The following is a 19,081-nucleotide window of genomic DNA, read 5'->3' as shown; positions in this document are numbered from 1 at the left end:
CGAAAAGTCAAGAACCCCCGAGAACGACCACCGTGTCAAGCGGCAAAACCGCCTCGTCCCGGGCGAATTCGAACCCGGTCGAGCAGGAAGCCAGCAGGACCTCTCTCGGGGCGCCAGACGGGAGCGGAATCCTTCGCGCCTCTGCGCCGAGGTTGCAGAGCACGAGCACATTCCCCCGCCTGACGCTCAGCCACCGCTCCTGTTCGCTGAAGGAAACGCAGGGCTGCGCCCCGCCGCGCAGATCGGGCTCGGAGCGGCGCAGGGCGATCAGGCTGCGATGCCAGGCCAGGAGTTCGTCGTGCGGCGCCTTCGACATCTCCCCCCAGTCGAGTTTCGAACGTGCGAACGTTGCGAAATCCTGCGGATCGGGGACATCCTCCGGCGCCCACCCGAAGGCCGCGAACTCCCTGCGTCGGCCCTCCCGCACGGCGCGCCCCAGGTCCTTGTCCTGATGGTCTGTAAAATACTGAAAAGGCGTCGAGGCCCCCCACTCCTCCCCCTGGAAGATCAGCGGGGTGAAGGGCGAGGTCAAGACGAGGGCCGCAGCGATCTTGAGGCGCCCGATGCCCACGATCCGGCTCAGCCTTTCACCCCTGGCGCGGTTCCCGGCCTGGTCGTGGTTCTGGCTGTAGGCGAACAGACGGCGTCCGGGAAAGGAGGTGAACGGCCTGCCGTGGCGCCGGCGGCGGTAGCGGGAGTAGCGCCCGTCGTAGACGAAGCCCGAGGTCAAGGCCTTGGCCAGGTCCCCGAGACTGCCGAAATCGACGTAGTACCCGTCCTGCTCTCCGGTCAGCAGGGTATGCAGGGCGTGGTGGAAATCGTCGCTCCACTGGGCATCGAGGCCGTAGCCGCCCGCCTCCGGGGACCGCACCAGGCGCGGGTCGTTGAGGGCGCTTTCCGCGATCAGGCAGAGCTGCCGGCCCATCGTGTTTTCGAGGAGGGCCGCCTCCCGGGCAAGCTCTTCCAGGATGTGCAGCGCGGAGGTGTCGAGGATCGCATGCACCGCATCGAGGCGGAGCCCGTCGACGTGATAATCCTCGAACCACATCCGGGCGTTCCCCAGGAAAAATGCCCGCACCGCGTCACTGTGCGGCCCGTCGAAGTTGACCGCCTTGCCCCACGGCACCGGATGAAGCTCCGAGAGGTAAGGTCCGAAGGCGTCGAGGTGATTGCCCTCCGGACCGAAGTGGTTGTACACGACGTCAAGGATGACACCGATCCCGGCCAGATGGCAGGCCTCGACGAGCCGCTTCAGCCCTTCAGGGCCCCCGTACGCCTCCTGCGGGGCGTAGAGGGCGACGCCGTCGTACCCCCACCCCCGGCCTCCGGAAAAACTGTTCACCGGCATCAGTTCGATGTGGCTGATGCCGAGATCCTGAAGGTAATCGAGCTTCCGCACGACACCGTCGAAGCTTCCTTCAGGCGTGAAGGTGCCCACGTGGAGCTCATAGATGACCGCGGAGCCCAGGGGAGGCTGCCGCCACCCTTGATCATGCCAGGCGAAGCGGGTGTGGTCGAGGAAGCGCGAAAAGCCATGGACGCCGTGCGGCTGCCAGGGAGAGCGGGGGTCCGGCAGGGGCGCCCCCCCATTTAGAGAGAAGGCGTAATCCACGCCATGCGCAGCCAGGGCGGTTTCCACCTGCCACCAGCCGCCCGGAAGCCCCTGCATCTCGAGCGCACGCCCCCCGATCACCAGGGCCACGCTGCGCGCCCTCGGCGCCCAAACACTTACCGCCGTCATGATCCGTCCACCTCCATGACCGCTCCCGTCCAGGTCCTTTCTCCTTGGCCCCTATTCGCCCGCCGGGTTATGATGGCGCATCGCCCCATGCCGGGAAGTCGAAATCCACTGATTTCGGCAGGCAAAAGAAAAAACGCCGGCAGATCAGAAGCTGTTCGCGCTGCCGGTCTTCTTCCCGGACAAACCGATTGTGTGACGTGTGGAAGCGGAGGATAAAGACTGCATGCAAAAGGGAACCTTCAAAAAAGTGAAACCGTCCAACACGAGAATGTACGGGCCGAAAGGGATCATCGTCTGCGGGTACCCGGCCGGGGAGCATGCCTTGCTGCTTGAATTCGTGAGAGCGGCAGGCATGGGCGAAAGGCCTGTCATTTTTGCCCGGACCGCGGATGCCTCGGTTTGTTTGAAGGATCTGCTCTCCTTTTCAGATGGTTCGGGGACGGGCCTCCCCTCCGAGATGCCGCGGGCGCTCATCCTGTCAGGTTTTACCCAAAACGAACTGCACCGGATGATGTCCGCCTACCGCAACGCGGGGCTGCCCGCCCAGCTTTGGGCCACCCTGACGCCGATCTCCGAGAACTGGCCCTTGTGCGATCTCCTGGAGGAACTCCAGAGGGAACGCGAGGCTGTCCTCGCCCGCCGGCCGACAGCGCCACCGCGCAACCGTTGAATGATCCCGGCGGGCCGGGGCCCGCTTCCTTTTGATTGAAGACCAAGATCCGCGGGCTGTCAAGGGGAACGGGGTGCGGCTGTCATGTTGCAGCGCTGAGAGGGCCTTCTTATCCTTGTCGGCGCGGGGCTGGCTGAACCGACGAAGAGTAGCCCTCCGATGGGGATCGCGATGACCAGCGGAAGCGCATCTCTTCACGCATGCAGTAGAGCACCGGCACGACGAACCAGGTCAGCACGGCGAAGACCATCCCGCCGAAGGACGGGATCGCCATCGGAATCATGACGTCCGCGCCGCGCCCCGTGGAGGTCAGGATCGGCAGCAGGGCCAGGATCGTGGTGGCGGAGGTCATCGAGGCCGGCCGGATGCGGCGGACCGCCCCGGCCACCACCGCCTTGCGGATGGCCGGAATCGAATCGGTCGGGCGCTCGGCCCTCGAATCGTCCAGGTAGGTCGCCATCAGGACGCCGTCGTCCGAGGCGATGCCGAAAAGGGCCAGGAACCCCACCCAGATGGCGACGCTCAAGTTGATGGGGTGGACCTGGAAGAGGCTCTGCATGGACACGCCGAAGAGGCTGAAATCCAGAAACCCGGGCCGGCCGTAGAGCCAGACCATAATGAAGCCCCCGCCCCAGGCCACGAAGATGCTCGAGAACACCATGCAGGTGGTCAGAGTGGACCGGAACTGCAGGTAGAGCACGATGAAGATCAGGAGGAGGGCCAGGGGCAGGACGACGGCGAGCTTCTTCTGGGCGCGGACCTGGTTCTCGTAGCTGCCGGCGAAGCGGTAGGAGACGCCGGCCGGCAGGACCAGCTCCCCGCTCCGCTCCTTTTCCTTCAGAAAGCGCGCGGCCTGCTCCACAACATCCACCTCGGCGAAGCCCGGCTTCATGTCGAAGAGGACGTAGCCCAGCAGGAAGGTGTCCTCGCTCTTGATCGCCTGGGGCCCCCGCACATACCGGATGTCGGCCAACTGCTCGAGCGGGATCTGCTGACCCATCACGGGGGAAGCCACCAGCACCCGGCCGAGCGCCTCGACGCTGTCGCGCAGTTCACGCTGATAGCGCACCCGGACGGCATAGCGCTCCCGGCCCTCCACCGTCACGGTGGCCGTCCGACCGCCGACGGCGCCCTCGATCACCTCCTGCACCTCGTTCACCATGATGCCATAGCGCGAGACGGCCTCCCGGTCGACGACGATCTCCAGGTAGGGCTTCCCGACGATTCGGTCGGCGAAGACCGTGGCCGGCTCGATGGAAGGAACCTGTTTGAGGAGCCCCTCCATCCGGATGCCCACCTGTTCGATGGTCTCCAGATCGGGCCCCTTGATTTTGATCCCCATCGGCGCCCGCATGCCGGACTGGAGCATCACGATGCGCGCCGCGATCGGCTGGAGCATCGGGGCGCTCGTCACCCCGGGCACATCGGCCGCGCGCACGATCTCGTCCCAAATCTCGCGCGGGGATCGAATCCCCGGCCAGGCCTCACGGTCCGGATTCAAATCAGCGTCGAGGCGCGGCCGCCACAACCGGAAGGGCTTTCCGTCCGGATCGGGGATGAGGGCGCCGGCGGCATCCCGCACATAACGCCCCGGCACCATGTAGGGCAGACCGTCCGGCGCGTGCACCGGCCTCCCGGCGGCATCCCGGAAGACGTCGCGGCCCGAGGGCTCGAACCGGAAGGTCAGCCGCCTCCCGTTTTCATCCGTCAGGTATTCCGGGTGGTAGTTGATGACCGTCTCGATCATCGAAACGGGCGCCGGATCCAGGGGCGTCTCGGCGCGGCCGAGCTTGCCGACCGCGCCCGCCACCTCGGGAATGGTTGAGACCGCCTTGTCCTGCAGCGCGAGGATCTCCTGCACCTCCCCGATCGAGGCGTGGACCATGGTGGTCGGCATGTAGAGGTATGAGCCCTCGTCGAGGGGCGGCATGAACTCCTTCCCAAGGCCGGGGAAAACGTGATGGAGGGCGACGAAGGGCGGGCTCCCGCGCAGGGCCTCCGGAAGCCATGCGGTCATCGCCGGCGCCCCCTGCCAGATCATCGCGCCGAGAAGGACGACCGTTGCGGGAAGGACCAGGAAGAGGCCTTTCCGGGCAAGGAACCAGGAAAGGAGGCGCGGGTAAACCAGCCGAAACAGGCCGAGCAAAGCGAGGAGCCCGCCGATCAGCCCGAAAACGAACAGGAAGTTTCTGAAGGACCCCGTCTCGGGCCCGAGCGGCAGCCAGTGCTTCGAGAGCAGGATCATGACGAGGGCGATCAGGAGCCAGTTCTCGGCCCGCGAAATCCAGCGCTCCGGCCCCGCCGGCAACCGGCCCTCGAGCGCCGCCCGGGCGGCCAGCCACAGGAGTGCGAGCCCGAGCCACCCGTTGACGGCAAACCCGACGCCGATTCCCGCCGCGGCGTACAAGCCCGGCCGCAGCCAGCGGCGCACGCCGCGCACGAGCATCCGTCGATGCGCCATCAGCATCGCCGCCAGGGTCGGCAGGATGGTCAGCGCCACGATCAGGGAGGCGATCAGAGCAAAGGTCTTGGTGTAGGCGAGGGGTTTGAAGAGCTTCCCCTCGGCCCCTTCCATGGCGAAGACGGGCAGGAAGCCGATGATCGTTGTCGCGACCGCGGTGAGCACCGCCCCGCCCACCTCGACGGTGGCCCGGTAGATGAGCGTCAGCCTGTTTCCGCCTGTCTTGTCATTCTCCAGGTGCGCGAGGATGTTCTCGGTGATGATGATGCCCATGTCCACCATCGTCCCGATGGCGATGGCGATCCCCGAAAGGGCCACGATATTGGCGTCGATGCCGAAGAGCTTCATTCCGATGAAGCACATGAGCACCGCGAGGGGCAGCAGCGCCGAGACGATGAGGGAACTCCGCAGATGCATGACCGCGATCAGGATGACGATGACGGTGACGAGGATCTCCTCCACGAGCGCGGTGTTGAGGGTCCCCAGGGTCTCGGCGATCAGCCCGGAGCGGTCATAGAAGGGCACCACCGTCACCTTGCTGACCGTCCCGTCGGCCAGGGTCCGCGAAGGGAGCCCCGGGCTGATCTCGGCGATCTTCTCTTTCACGTTCCGGATGGCGGCGAGCGGGTTTTCCCCGTAGCGCGCCACCACGACGCCCCCCACCGCCTCGACCCCCTCCTTGTCGAGCGCGCCCCGGCGGAGCGCAGGGCCCGCGGCCACCCTCGCCACATCGCCGACCCGCACGGGAACGCCCTCCCGCACTGCAACGACTGCGCTCTCGATGTCGGGGATCCGCTTGACGAAGCCGACCCCGCGGATGATGTACTCGACGTCGTTCAGCTCGATCGTCCGTGCCCCAACATCCAGGTTCGACATCTTCACAGCGGCCAGGACCTGCTCGAACTTCACCCCGTAGGCCCGCAGGGCATCCGGGTCCACATCCACCTGGTATTCCCGGACAAAGCCCCCCACCGAGGCGACCTCGCTGACCCCCTCGGCGGAAAGGAGGGCATAGCGCACATACCAGTCCTGGATGCTCCTGAGCTCATCGAGATCCCACCCGCCGGCCGGCTTCCCCTCCGGGTCCCTCCCTTCGAGGGTGTACCAGAAGACCTGCCCGAGGGCCGTCGCATCCGGCCCCAGGGTGGGGCGGACACCGGCCGGGAGGGCTGCGGGGGGAAGGCTCGAAAGCTTTTCGAGGAGCCGGGTGCGGGACCAGTAAAAGTCGACCCCCTCTTCGAAGATCACGTAAATGCTTGAAAACCCGAACATGGAGAGGCTGCGGACCGTCCGGACCCCCGGGATGCCGAGGAGCGAAACCGTGAGGGGGTAGGTCACCTGATCTTCCACGTCCTGCGGGGAACGGCCGGGCCATTCGGTGAAGACGATCTGCTGGTTTTCGCCGATGTCCGGGATGGCGTCGACGGGAACCGGGTCCCTGGGGATGCCGATTTCCCACTCGAAGGGCGCCGTGAAAACCCCCCAGCCGATCACGAGAAGCGTCAGGAGGATGACGACCAGCCGCTGCCTGAGGCAGAAGTCGACGATGCGCGCAACGAAGGAGGACTGATCTTTTATTGCAACGCTATCATCACTTTTTTCCATATGTTGCCCGTCATTTTTCATAAGCTGGCTCAGGGTTGGTCGACGCGCCGTTTCACCTCACCGCAGGCGAGCATCGCAGCGCCGAAATAAGGGTTCCGCACCTGCTCGTCCAACTGGAGCCACGACGCGCCTCGATCCTCGAAGGCCATGGGGCAGAAAACCTCGAAGACGGGCTGGTCCATCACGACCCCCAGAGCGGCAACCGCTGCGATGAGACCGCTCGAGACCGGCTCGAAGGCGCTGCGAAGATCATCGATCGCCTCCGCGCCGTGCATCCCGTGAATCCCCTTCTCGATCCTCCGAGCGGCATCCTCCCAGACGCCCCGGGCAGGCCCGGGGAGCACGCCTCCGTCAACCTCCCGAAAGACCTCCAATAAGGCGTGGACCCTCTTTCGGGCGCCTTCGGCATCATCGGCGGCGAGGGCCTCGGAGACCGGCACATAGGCCATGACCAGATCCCCGAGCTGTCGGCGAAAGGCGTGAGGCACATCCGGATGCCCGGGGGGCGCCTCGCCGGCCGCCGGTCCCAGGCGCTCCGCCAGTCGGGCCATGTGCCGGGAAAGCTCGCTGTGGAGGAACCGGGCCTCCCCCAGGTCCACCGCCTCGGAACCGAGGAGGCTGTCATTGCGGATCAGCATGGTCCATTCACGCCACAGGAGCCCGCCTTCGCCCTCCGGCCCCTCATCGGCGATCGCACCGATGCGCTCGTGGATGCCCTTGAAGGCGACCCTGGCGGCGTTCAGGTCTCCGGATGCCAGCAGGCCCTCCAGGGCGCCCGCGTCCTCGATCAGCGACCGGAGCTCCGCTTCCGCCGGAGCGGAGACAGGCCAGCGGCTCCCGGCTCCCGGCATTCCTCGCTCAGGACCTTCCATGGCGTGGTCATGCCCCCCGGCCGGTGCCGCACCCGGCTCCGGGGCCATCATGCTCGGTTTGGCCTGGATCTGCAGGGCGCTGTCGAGCCTGAAGGCCCCGCGCGTCACCACCTCTTCCCCTTCCCTCAGCCCTTCCCGGACCACGTACCAGTCCCCGGCCCGCGGCCCGAGGACCACTTCGCGCCCCTCGTAAAGCCCCTCCCCGCCCGGGAGCGCCACATACACGACCGCTCTCTTTCCGGTCAGGAGCGGGGCCGAAGCCGGGATCAGGAGGGGCGCCTCACCCTCTGAAGCGGCCGCGGCTTCGACCCGCTGCACCGCCCGCACGATCATTCCCGGCCGCAGCCGGAGATCCGGGTTTTCCGCCTCGAGTCGCACCCTAGCGGTGCGCGTCCGCTCATCGAGGAAGGGATCGATGAACACTACCTTGCCGCTGAAAGACCGGCCCGGAACGGCCTCCGTCCGAAACTGCACCTCAGCCCCCGGGCGCACCCACGGAAGATCGGATTCGTAGGCATCGAGCATCACCCAGACCCGCGAGATGTCGGCGACCGTGTAAACAGGGCTCCCCGTAGCCACATACACCCCTTCGGTCACCTCCCGCCGGATGACGACCCCGGTCAGAGGGGCATAGAGGGTGACATGCTCCGAGGGCCTGCCGCGTTCGGCGAGCGCATCCACCTGGGGCCTCGTCATCCCCAGGAGACGCAGCTTTTCACGTGCGGCATCGGCGGTGCGACGGGCCGAGTCGCGGATCAGTTGCAGACCGTTTTCCGGCAGATCCGACAGGCTTTTCACCGCCTGGATGAACTCCGACTGCGCGGCGTAGAGCTCCGGACTGTAGATCTCCGCCATGGGCCGGCCTTTCTGGACGAAGGCGCCGGTGTAATCCACGTAAAGCTGGTCGATCCGTCCGCCCACCCTCGCGGTGATCTCCCCGAGCCGGGTCTCGTCGTAGACCACCTCCCCGGAGAGGCGTGTTTCCACATCAGGTGTCCTTCGGATGACAGGCGATGTCTGGACCTGGGCGAGCCTGCGGGCGCTTTCTGAGAGGCGGATCTCCCGGAGGCTCCTGGCGGAGCCTTCCGAGGTCTCCTGTTTGAGCGGGATCAGGTCCATGAAGCAGATCGGGCACTTCCCCGGCTCAGGGAGTTGGATCTGCGGGTGCATGGAGCAGGTCCAGATGGTGGCCGCCTCGCCACCCGCATGGACCTGTTCCCTCTCGGCAGGCGCTTCCCGGGCGGCCTGGTGCAGCTCATCCGGCATGAGCCACATCGCCGCTCCCCAGCCGAGGAGGCCGCCTGCCAGGATCAAAGCCAGGACCGCTCCAGCCCGGCGTCCGGCAAAACGCCCCCGGGTCTTTCCCCGTTCCTCGTTCATGACCCGCCCCCCTCCATCTTCAGCGGCCGCCTTTCAAATCCCCTTTTGATTCGTCTCCGGGGCCTCTCCCTGGAACGGCATCCGGGCTGTCTTCCAGGAAGATTCCCTCCTCCCGCATCTTTTGCAAATAGGTGTCGGGATCCTTCATGAACGTCTCAGGGCAGCTCGCACAGCAGAAATAGATGCGCTTCCCCTGATAGTCCACAAAGAGCTTCTCCGTGGGCTTGTACCCCATGATGGGGCACTTCTCCTGTTTGACTTCCGCTGCCGCAGGCAAAACGCCGAAGACGAAAAAAAACACCGCTAAAACCGCAAGGACTTTTCCTGGTCGTATCATGCTGCAACTCCTTTCCTGGGCTGAATGCCTTGAAACGCGCGAGACAACTCTGTGTTCCAGCAGCTGAGAAACCTGCCCCGTTGAACGTACCGCGGGGTCCTGGGCGCTCTATACCACGCAGCGATTCGAGCAGCGCATGCTCGGCGGATCAGACACATGCACGGATGCAGGCCGCGCGGGGTTTCGGGCAATGGGGCGCCCGGCGCAACGTGCCCAGTCCCGGCTCCCGGCCGAACCCTACCGGACGGATCCTGCCGGCTGACCATCCCCGTCTTTTGCCCGCTCGAGCCCGGGAAGATGGACCGGGGCGCCCTGCACCCTGCACGGGATCTCCTGCCCCAGCAGGCTTTCCATCTCAGCCAGGTACTGCCCTTGGTCCGCCACGGCGCGCAGATAGGAGAGCTGAAACTCGAGGAGGGTGCGCTCGGCATCGATCAGGTCCAGAACCGACTGACCCCCGGTCTGAAAGGCGTCGAGGGTTGCGGCCATGCCCTGCTCCGCCTTGGGGAGAAGGCTGTTCCTGAAAAGCGAGATCCTGCGGCCCGCGTCCCGGTACTTGAAAAGCGCCAGCTGCAAAGCGGCGCTGAGCCGGTCATAGGCGCCCGTATTCTGTCGTTTGAGCGATGCCGCCCGGCTTCGGGCCTCCTCCACCGCAGCCTTGCGTGCATCGAACCACAGCGGAATGTTGAACGAAACGGTGGCGACGAGCGGATCGTCGCCGTTCCGGTCGGGGTTGCCGACACGGGCCTTGTCCGTCTGGATGAACTCGAGCCCGAGGGTGACATCGGGAAAGAAGCCCTTCCGGGCAAAGTCGGCACCGGTCGATGCGGCTTCGGCCCGGATCTGGAGGGCGCGCAGCTCGGGGTTTCCCTCGGCGAGGGCCGCCGCGATCTCCGCGTCCGTCCTGTCGGCGATCAAGATCGGGATCTCGTCCGGCAGGGGCAGAGGGTCTGTCGAGGGGCGGCTCATGGCGGCGTTCAGACGCGCCTGAAGCGGCAGAAGGAGATCCTCGAGGGATCGCAGGCGGTCCTCCAGCCTGGCAAGCTCCACCTGAATCCTCAGAAACTGGGCGTAGGAAGAAAGCCCGGCCTTGTAGCGATCCTCCGTCACCCGTTCGAGGTAGCGCAGCAGCTCGATGTTCCCGCGGGCGACTGCGATCGCCCGGCCTGCATAGGCGTACTCAAAATAGGCGTCTTTCACCCGCCGGATGACGTTCGCCTGCGCTTCTTCGATCCGGATTCGCACCGCCTCGGCCTCCAACACGGCCTGCCGCTCTTTCAACGAAAGCCTGCCGAACCAAGGAAAGGTCTGAGCCAGCGCGAACCGATGCCTCTGCGGCCCCACGCGGGTTTCGACCGGTGTAACGTAGTAGCCGTAGCTGAACCGCGGATCGGGCGGGGCCCCAGCCTGCTCGGCCCTCTGAACCGCAGCCCGCCAGTTCTCCTCGGCCGCGTGGATCTCCCCATTGGCGAGGAGCGCCGCCTCGATGTACCCGTTCAGGTCGGGCATCCCGAAAGACGCCTCCGATGAAGCCGCTTCCTCTGCCCAGCCGATGCCGCCCGCTAACAGCAGCACGCCGAACACGAGGCCCTGGACGTATGCGATCAGCCCTCTTCCAGCCAAAATCGAGCCTGGACCCATCGGAAACCTCCCGTGCCAGTTTCGACCCAACCATCCCCGGACGACACCCCTGCGGCTCCTCATGCGCAAGCGGCACCGCACACCACGACGCGAAACGAAGGGGACGGCCTCGCCGAGGATATACCACATTGTGCCACCCCTTTCCCCTATGCGCAATCATTCTGACAAAATTTTTCGCGCGGATGCCGCAGAAAGCCGTCTCAAAGCCTTGTTTTCCGCTGTTCTCAGAAAAATGTCCGGTGCCGTGAAAAAACGTGCTGTTGAAGCGATGGGCTGAATTAGATGGCGCATCGGGTCAAGGCGCGCCATTCAGGCGCTGACCTTGAACCAGGCCGGACCCGAGGATCGAACCGGGGACAAAGGGGGTTCGATCCTCTGCCGGCGACGCGATGCTCGGCCCCTCAGTCGGGGCGGCTGTTGCGCATTTTCTTGAAGGCGTTGATCAGGCCGTTTGTAGAGGCATCGTGGCTGCCGATCGAATCCCCGCCTTCGAGCTCCGGGAGGATTCTCTTCGCCAACTGCTTGCCGAGTTCCACGCCCCACTGGTCGAAGCTGAAGATGTTCCAGATAACGCCCTGGACGAAGATCTTGTGCTCGTACATCGCGATCAGGCTCCCCAGGACCCGCGGGGTCAACTGCCGGAAGAGGATGGAATTCGTGGGGCGGTTGCCCTCGAAGGTTTTGTAGGCGGACAGCGCCTCGACCTCCGCTTCATCCTTCCCCTCGCGCCTGAGCTCGGCTGCAGCCTCCTCGCGGGTCTTGCCGTTCATGAGGGCCTCGGTCTGGGCGAAGAAGTTGGACAGCAGGATCGCGTGGTGTTCTCCGATCGGATTGTGGCTTACGGCCGGTGCCAGGAAATCGGCGGGCACCAGCTTGGTGCCCTGGTGGATCAACTGGTAGAAGGCATGCTGCCCGTTCGTCCCCGGCTCGCCCCAGAGGATCGGGCCGGTCTGCCAGCCGGCCGGCCTGCCGCTCCGGTCGACCGACTTGCCGTTGCTTTCCATGTCGCCCTGCTGAAAATAGGCGGGGAATCGGTGCATGTACTGGTCGTAAGGCAGGATGGCGTGCGTTTCGGCGCCGAAGAAATTGTTGTACCAGACCCCGAGGAGCGCGAGGATCACGGGGATGTTCTCTGCGAAAGCGGTTTCCTGAAAGTGCCGGTCCATGGCATAGGCGCCGTCCAGGAGCTCCCGGAACCGGTCGAAGCCCACGGAGCAAGCGATCGAAAGCCCGATGGCCGACCAGAGCGAGTAGCGGCCGCCGACCCAGTCCCAGAAGACGAACATGTTCTCCGGATCGATCCCGAAGGCCCGCACCTTTTCCGCATGGGTCGAAAGCGCCACGAAATGCCTCGCGACATGCCCCGGATCGCCGGCCTTCTCGAGGAACCACGCACGCGCCGAGTAGGCGTTGGTCATCGTCTCCTGGGTGGTAAAGGTCTTGGAGGCGATCATGAAGAGGGTGGTCTCCGGGTCGAGGGTACGGAGGGTCTCGACCAGATGGGTGCCGTCGACGTTCGAGACGAAGTGCACGTTCAGCCCCCGCTGCGCGTAGGGGCGCAGGCACTCCGTCACCATCAACGGCCCGAGGTCGGATCCGCCGATGCCGATGTTGACGATGTCGGTCACGCGCCGCCCGGTGTATCCCGTCCAGGCGCCCCCGCGGACCGCCTCCGAAAAACGCGCCATCTTGCGGAGCACCGCGTCCACCTCCGGCATGACATCCCGCCCGTCCACCCGAACCGGCTGGTCGGGGCGGTTGCGCAGGGCCATGTGGAGCACCGGGCGATTCTCGGTCTCGTTGATCCGCTCGCCGCTGAAAAGGCTCGCGACCGCGTCTTTCAGGCGGACCTCCTCCGCGAGTTCGAAGAGCAGCGCCAGGGTTTCTTCGGTGATCCGGTTCTTGGAATAATCGACCAGGATGTCGTCGAATCGGATGGAGAACTTTTCGAAACGGCGGGGGTCCTGTTTGAAGAGGTCCCGCATGTGGAGGGGCTCGACCAGCTCGAAATGCCGCGCGAGCTTCCGCCAGGCATTCGTCCGGGTGGGATCGATCTTGGGCAGCACGTGTCGCTCCTCGGAGGGTTGGTGGAGTTTTTTTCTGTCAATGTAACGGAGTGCACCTCTTCTGTCAATTCGGCGGTTTCGCGGTCGAAGGCCAATGGCCCCGGGTGCGTCCATCACCAAACGGTGACGTCCTCTCTCCAGATCCCGGTGAAAGGTCCCGCCCCTTAGGCCGCATCGCTCCCACCTGGGCGATCTTCAGATCGCTTCTGCACACACGATCGATTTTCAGGAGGTCGCCGAATGACGATGTCGACCGAAGGGCGGGCGGTCAACGATTTCAGGAACCGAATGTCTCCAGAACGGGCGGCCGGATTTTCCTCCCCGGCCAGTGAAAAGGAGTACGACGATTCAGTTGACCGGAAAGGGGCAGGCACACAGCGCTCTTGGGTGCATTAATAAAAATATACTTTCACAAAATGGTTTTTTTTGTTAGAATCGATCCATGAAAATACCTTCTGAAGAGCTTTTTTCGGTTCTCTCCCAATTCAATCCATGGTGGCGGAAGGAAAGCATCCCAGATCTCCCCCATTGGCGGCGGGCGGTCTTCCGTGAATTTTACTCCTGGCTTCTGCCCCCTCCCGCCCCCCGGGCGGTCATGCTTTCAGGCGCCCGGCAGGTGGGCAAGACGACGCTCATTCTGCAGGCGATCCAGCAACTGCTGCAGGAGGGTGTTCCGCCTGCCAATATCCTTTATGCCACCTTCGATCACCCCATGCTCAAACTGGCCGGCATCGACGAGGTCATCGCTGCATGGCGGGAGATGGAGCCCAGAACGGAGGGATCTGAATACCTTTTCCTGGACGAAGCACAGTTCATCCGTCAATGGGGTACATGGATCAAGCATCAGGTCGACTTCCAGAAGCACCGGCGCATCGCTTTCACAGGATCCGCGGTGCCGCTCGTCGAAGCCGAGCAGGAATCGGGCGTAGGCCGCTGGCATATCATCAAACTGACCACCCTGTCCTTTTATGAATACATCAAGATCAAGAAACTCCAACTGCCCGACCTTCCCGAACTCTCGTCCTTGAAAGAACTCTTCGACTGGACCCCTCGGGAAATCCACCGGTGCATGGAGGCTGCGGGAGCCTATGTCGGACATTTCCACGAATATCTGCTTCGGGGCGGCTTCCCCCAAACCGCACAGGTCGAAAGCATCACCCAGGCTCAGCGCCTTCTCCGGGAAGACATCATCGACAAAGTCCTCAAACGAGACATGACGGCGATATTCGGGGTGCGGCGCGTCCTCGACCTGGAGCACACCTTCCTTTACCTCTGCATGCACGATGGGGGACTCCTGGACATGCCCAGCCTTTGCTCCAATCTGGAAGTAAAACGGCCTACAGCTCAGAGTTTTATTGAGCTCCTCGAGGCCACGCACCTCATTTACCGTTTGCCGCCCTTCGGATACGGAAAAGATGTGCTCAGGGCCAAGTTCAAGATCTATCTTGCGGACGCCGCCATCGCGCCCGCGGTCATGCTGAAAGGGAAAACGATGCTGGAGGATCCCGCCGCGCTCGGTACCGCAACAGAGTCAGCCGTTTTCAAACATCTTTTCACCCGCTACTATTCGCAGAACGTGCGCTTCAGTTACTGGAAGGGGAAAAGAAATCTCGAGGTCGATCTGGTTGCGCAAATCGGTGGGATGCTGATCCCTTTTGAGGTGAAATACCGCTCACAGCATGCAGAGATCCGAGATCTCAAGGGCCTCCTCGAACTGGTCCGCGTGAAGAATCTTCCCCGCGGATACGTGGTCACCAAATCCCTGAACGATTTCGGTGTCCTGCAAGAAGACCCCGGAATCCCCGGGCGTATCATGAGGGTCCCTGCGCCGCTTCTCTGCTACTGGATGGGATACGGAGAACTGCAGGCGCCCTCTTTTGAGTGAGACAACTTCACAAGCACTTCCCACAAAGGGCCGGGGCGCCGGCACTCACCTGGCGGACAAACAACAGGAACCTTTTACCAGCATCGTGGAAAGGAGCCGTTCACCATGGAGATCAACGTCGTTATCACCGGATCGGCAGGCGAAGGCATCCAGAGCATCGGGGCCGTTTTCGCCGAGGCCGTCGCGTCCTGCGGTTACGCGGTTTTCACGTGGCAGGAGTTTGAATCGCGCATCCGTGGCGGACAAAGCCGTTTCGCGCTGCGCATCGGGGAAGCGGCCGTCAATTCACCGCTCGAAGGCGCGGACATCCTCCTCGCGCTCAATCCGGGTGCAGAGGATCGATACAGACCCCTTTTGAACCCCGGCGGGGTGGTCCTGAGCGGGCAGGACAGCGGGCCGGAAAGCATAACGGTCCCATTCCGCAAGGTGGCTAAGGAGGTCTTCGGGGACGTCCTCTACGCCAACACGGTCGCCGCCGGCGCCCTAGCAGGGGTCCTCGGACTGGACCCGGACGTCATGAAGGCCATCCTTGCCAGACGATTCTCGGACAAAGGCCGGGAGGTCGTCGACAAAAACCAGCAGGCCGCCGAAATGGGCTGGTCCCTTGCCGATGCATCGTGCCGGGAGCGCTGCCCCTGGTCGCTCAGCCCCCGCAGCGAGCGCTTCATGCTCGTGGCGGGCAACGACACCCTGCCCGTCGCAGCCGCCTATGCCGGGTGCCACTTCATCGCCGCCTATCCGATGTCCCCCTCGACGGCCATCATCACCGCGCTTTCGGACCACGCGCAGGATTGGTCCATCTTTGCCGAGCAGGCGGAGGACGAAATCGCGGCCATCAACCTGGCCATCGGCGCCTCCTATGCGGGCGCGAGGGCGATGACCGCGACGTCGGGCGGGGGCTTCGCGCTCATGACCGAAGGCGTGAGCCTGGCCGGCATGACGGAGACCCCGGTGGTGATCGTGCTGGCGCAGCGTCCGGGGCCTGCCACGGGCCTTCCCACACGGACCGCCCAGGGGGATCTGCTCTTCGCGGTTCATGGGGGCCACGGGGATTTTCCCAAGATGGTGCTGGCCCCCTCCGACCCCCGGGATCTCTTTCACAAGACCGTGCGCGCCTTCAACCTGGCCGACAAGTACCAGATCCCCGTCATCCTGATGACCGATCAGTTCCTGGCGGAGTCCCAATTTTCATTCGCGGATCTCGATATCCGTCCTTCCGCGCCCGAGTTTCACCTGGCCGACCCTTCTACCGTGCCGGCCCCTTACCGGCGTTATGCCCTAACCGATACCGGCGTTTCCCCCCGCCTCCGGCCCGGAGCAGGCACCCACCTCGTCACTGCAGACAGCGACGAGCATGACGAGGAAGGGCACATCACCGAGGACTTGAAAGGCGTCGCGGCCCGGATGGTCGAAAAACGGCTCCGCAAGGCGCGCGCCCTGCAAAATGAGGTCGCGCCGCCCGAGTTCCACAACGTGGAGGAAGCCGCACTCGTCCTGGTGGGGTGGGGCTCCAGCCGGGGCGCCATCCTCGAAGCCTTGGACCTCCTGGCCGCAGACGGCCTGAAAGCCGGCATGGTCCATTTCACCGAGGTCTGGCCGCTGCCGGAGGTCCGCTTTCCTCCGGACAAACAGTACTGGGTGGTGGAAAGCAATGCGGCCGGCCAGTTGGCCCGGCTCCTGGCAGGTGAATACGGCCTGCCCTTCCGAAACCACGTGCTTCGCTACGACGGCCTGCCACTGACGGCCGAATATATCAGGAGGAGGATCCATGACAGCAAAAACGCAAACACCCAGGCGTAGCGCAGGGCCCTTCGACAACCGGGTCGAGATCCAGTGGTGCCCGGGGTGCCCCAACTTCGGCATCCTGAAGGCCTTCAAACAGGCCTTCGAAAAGCTCGGAAAATCGCCCGAAGAATTGTGCCTGGTCTCAGGCATCGGACAGGCGGCCAAGCTGCCCCACTATCTGCGCTGCAACTTCTTCAACGGGCTGCACGGTCGCGCCCTGCCCGTCGCCACGGCAATCAAGGCCGCCAACCCGGCCCTGACGACCATCGTCGTCACCGGGGACGGGGACTGCTACGGGGAAGGCGGCAATCATTTCCTCCACGCCCTGCGGCGCAACCCCGATATCACCGTCGTGGTTCACAACAACGAGATCTATGCGCTCACCAAGGGCCAGGCCTCCCCGACCACCGCCAAAGGAGAGCGGCGAAGCATTCAGGCCGACGGCGTCCAGATCGAGCCGATGAGCGCGGCGGCAACGGCCATCCTCGGCGGGTGCACGTTCGTCGCGCGCGGCTATGCCGGAGACATAGACCACCTCGCGGAGTTGATCGTGGAGGCCGTTGGTCATCCCGGTCTGGCCTGCCTGGATGTCATCCAGCCCTGCATAACGTGGGGAACGCACCCGCTGAGCTGGTATAGGGAGCGCGTGGAGCCTCTCCCGGAGGGCTATGACCCATCGGACCGCACCTCTGCGCTTTCGCAGGCCATGCTGCCCGAAAACCGGTTCAGGACGGGCATCCTTCACCGGGGCACTCCCGGGGCTGCCTTCGGCTCCCGCTTCAGGGAAACCATGACCGGCAAACCCCTGGCCGACCTGAAGCCCCTGCACGCCGACAGGGTCGAGGAATTCTTCGATGCCTTCAGGCCTTGACCTAGGGGTCATAAAGACACAGAACGGGGGTTACACGAACCTTCGTCCGCTTTCAAAGCCAAGGACACACGACCGTGGCCCTCTCGGCGTCCCCGACCGCGCCGCCGAGGCAGCCACACGTGCCCGGTCACGGGGACAACAAAGACCTTTTTCGCTATGCAAACCCACCAAGGAGGAAGACACGTTTTGGAATCGGAGACCATCGAACACAAACTGGAAATACGCAACATAGAACCCCGTGATTACGAAGACATACGAAACATAATGGATGTGGTCTATGCAGGGATGGGCGGGTCCTGGACACGCGAAGAGTTCACCACCCTGCTGGGCCGCTTTCCCCAGGGCCAGATCTGCATCGAGGACAACGGCAAGGTCGTCGCGGCCGCCCTGGGCCTGATCATCGACGACGCGAAACTCGACGACGACCACTCCTACAACGAGGTCGTCAGCCGCGGGAAGTTCAAACAGCACGACCCGGGCGGCGACTACCTCTATGGGATCGATCTGTTCGTCCATCCGGATTATAGGGAGATGCGTCTTGGGCGCCGCCTCTACGACGCGCGCAAGGAGCTTTGCGAGCAGCTCAATTTGAAAGGGATCCTGGTCGGCGGGAGAATCCCCGGGTATGCGTCCTATCAAAAGGAGATGAGCGCGAAGGAATACATCGACAAGGTCAAGAACAAGGAGCTCGTCGACCCGGTCCTCACCTTCCAGTTGGCCAACGACTTCCACCCCAAGAAAGCGATCTACAACTACATTCCCCAGGACACCGCATCCGCGAGCTACGCGGTGCTGCTGGAGTGGAACAACATCTATTACAAGGCCAAGAAGAAGAAGCTCGTCTGGGGCCGGAAGTCCTATGTGCGGCTTGGGACGGTGCAGTGGCAGATGCGGCTTTTCAGCTCCCTCGACGAACTCCTCCAGCAGGTGGAGTTTTTCGTGGATGCCATCTCGGGTTACAACGCCGACCTGATCCTGTTTCCGGAGCTGTTCAACGCCCCGCTTCTCGCCCAGTTCGACCAGGAAGACCCTCCCGAGGCCATGCGCTCACTCGCCGAATACACGGATCGGATTCGGGAGGAGATGGTCAAGATGGCCCTCTCCTACAACATCAACATCGTCGCCGGGAGCCTTCCCGAGTACGACGGGGAGCACCTCTACAACGTCTCGCATCTCTGCCGGCGGGACGGGACCTGGGACACCCAGTTCAAGCTGCACATCACACCCGATGAAGAGAAGTACTGGGGCCTTCAGGGGGGACCGGAGCTGAAGGTCTTCGACACGGACGTCGGCAAAATCGGCATCCAGATCTGCTTCGACGTCGAATTCCCGGAACTTGCAAGGATCCAGGCCGACCGCGGCATGCAGATCCTGCTGGTGCCTTTCTGGACGGACACCAAAAACGGCTATCTCCGCGTGAGGCGCTGTGCGCAGGCGCGCGCCATCGAGAACGAGTGCTACGTCGCCATTTCGGGAAGCGTGGGCAACCTCCCCAAGGTGGAAAACATGGACATCCAATACGCCCAGACCGCCATCTTCACGCCGTCGGATTTCGCCTTCCCCCACGACGCCATCGCCGCCGAGGCGACGCCCAATACGGAGATGACCCTTCTGGCCGACCTGGACCTCGATCTCCTCAAAGAGGTGCGCTACCAGGGCAGCGTCCGCAACCTTCAGACCCGCCGCCTGGACCTGTACCGGATCACCGAACTCAAGTAGTTTCCAATCCGGAAATGGTCTTTTTGGCCAATCTCGGCGTCAATCTGC

The 19,081-nt window shown here is 63.9% G+C and carries 11 protein-coding genes; 5 read left to right on the top strand and 6 right to left on the bottom strand.

From position 1 onward, the window contains the following. Nucleotides 1-7: 7 nt before the first annotated feature. Complete coding sequence (gene treZ / locus H567_RS0111835) at nucleotides 8-1,741, bottom strand: malto-oligosyltrehalose trehalohydrolase (RefSeq protein WP_028321561.1); 1,734 nt, start codon at nucleotides 1,739-1,741, stop codon at nucleotides 8-10. A 223-nt stretch (nucleotides 1,742-1,964) separates the two neighbouring features. Here treZ and H567_RS0111825 point away from each other — a divergent pair, with 223 nt between their 5' ends. Then, complete coding sequence (locus H567_RS0111825) at nucleotides 1,965-2,411, top strand: DUF3783 domain-containing protein (protein ID WP_028321560.1); 447 nt, start codon at nucleotides 1,965-1,967, stop codon at nucleotides 2,409-2,411. Nucleotides 2,412-2,520: 109 nt separating this feature from the next. Here H567_RS0111825 and H567_RS24585 read toward each other — a convergent pair whose 3' ends face one another. The 5 genes from H567_RS24585 to pgi all read right to left on the bottom strand — a co-directional run bounded on the left by H567_RS24585 (nucleotide 2,521) and on the right by pgi (nucleotide 12,773). Next, a complete protein-coding gene (locus H567_RS24585; RefSeq protein WP_051184773.1) occupies nucleotides 2,521-6,477 on the bottom strand; it encodes an efflux RND transporter permease subunit in 3,957 nt (1,318 codons plus the stop codon). 29 nt (nucleotides 6,478-6,506) lie between these two features. Next, nucleotides 6,507-8,729: an efflux RND transporter periplasmic adaptor subunit gene (locus tag H567_RS0111815; protein WP_051184772.1), complete on the bottom strand. Its 2,223-nt coding sequence runs from the start codon at nucleotides 8,727-8,729 to the stop codon at nucleotides 6,507-6,509. Between the two features lie 19 nt (nucleotides 8,730-8,748). Then, entirely contained in the window at nucleotides 8,749-9,066 is a 318-nt protein-coding gene (locus H567_RS24580) for a YHS domain-containing protein (RefSeq protein ID WP_051184771.1), read from the bottom strand. 237 nt (nucleotides 9,067-9,303) lie between these two features. Continuing rightward, nucleotides 9,304-10,707, bottom strand: coding sequence for a TolC family protein (locus tag H567_RS24575; RefSeq protein ID WP_161626613.1), 1,404 nt, complete (start codon nucleotides 10,705-10,707; stop codon nucleotides 9,304-9,306). 401 nt (nucleotides 10,708-11,108) lie between these two features. After that, nucleotides 11,109-12,773 (bottom strand): glucose-6-phosphate isomerase, encoded by a 1,665-nt coding sequence (pgi, locus tag H567_RS0111795; RefSeq protein ID WP_028321558.1) that lies wholly within the window; start codon nucleotides 12,771-12,773, stop codon nucleotides 11,109-11,111. A gap of 442 nt (nucleotides 12,774-13,215) precedes the next feature. On the opposite strand from pgi, the gene H567_RS0111785 reads away from it, so the two are divergent. From H567_RS0111785 to H567_RS0111770, 4 genes are all read left to right on the top strand, one after another. Then, nucleotides 13,216-14,658 carry an ATP-binding protein gene (locus tag H567_RS0111785; RefSeq protein ID WP_028321557.1) on the top strand — a complete coding sequence of 481 codons (1,443 nt, stop codon included), beginning with the start codon at nucleotides 13,216-13,218 and terminating at the stop codon, nucleotides 14,656-14,658. Between the two features lie 105 nt (nucleotides 14,659-14,763). Next, entirely contained in the window at nucleotides 14,764-16,458 is a 1,695-nt protein-coding gene (locus H567_RS0111780; RefSeq protein WP_028321556.1) for a 2-oxoacid:acceptor oxidoreductase subunit alpha, read from the top strand. Beyond that, complete coding sequence (locus H567_RS0111775; protein ID WP_084517209.1) at nucleotides 16,427-17,314, top strand: thiamine pyrophosphate-dependent enzyme; 888 nt, start codon at nucleotides 16,427-16,429, stop codon at nucleotides 17,312-17,314. The genes H567_RS0111780 and H567_RS0111775 overlap by 32 nt, the downstream gene beginning before the upstream one ends. Nucleotides 17,315-17,470: 156 nt before the next feature. After that, on the top strand, nucleotides 17,471-19,033 hold the full coding sequence (locus H567_RS0111770) for a bifunctional GNAT family N-acetyltransferase/carbon-nitrogen hydrolase family protein (protein WP_051184769.1): 1,563 nt from the start codon (nucleotides 17,471-17,473) through the stop codon (nucleotides 19,031-19,033). Nucleotides 19,034-19,081 lie beyond the last annotated feature (48 nt).

Origin of the sequence: Desulfatiglans anilini DSM 4660 (assembly GCF_000422285.1) — a bacterium.
Taxonomy (GTDB): Bacteria; Desulfobacterota; DSM-4660; order Desulfatiglandales; family Desulfatiglandaceae; genus Desulfatiglans; species Desulfatiglans anilini.
This window is presented reverse-complemented; position numbering and strand designations above follow the sequence as displayed.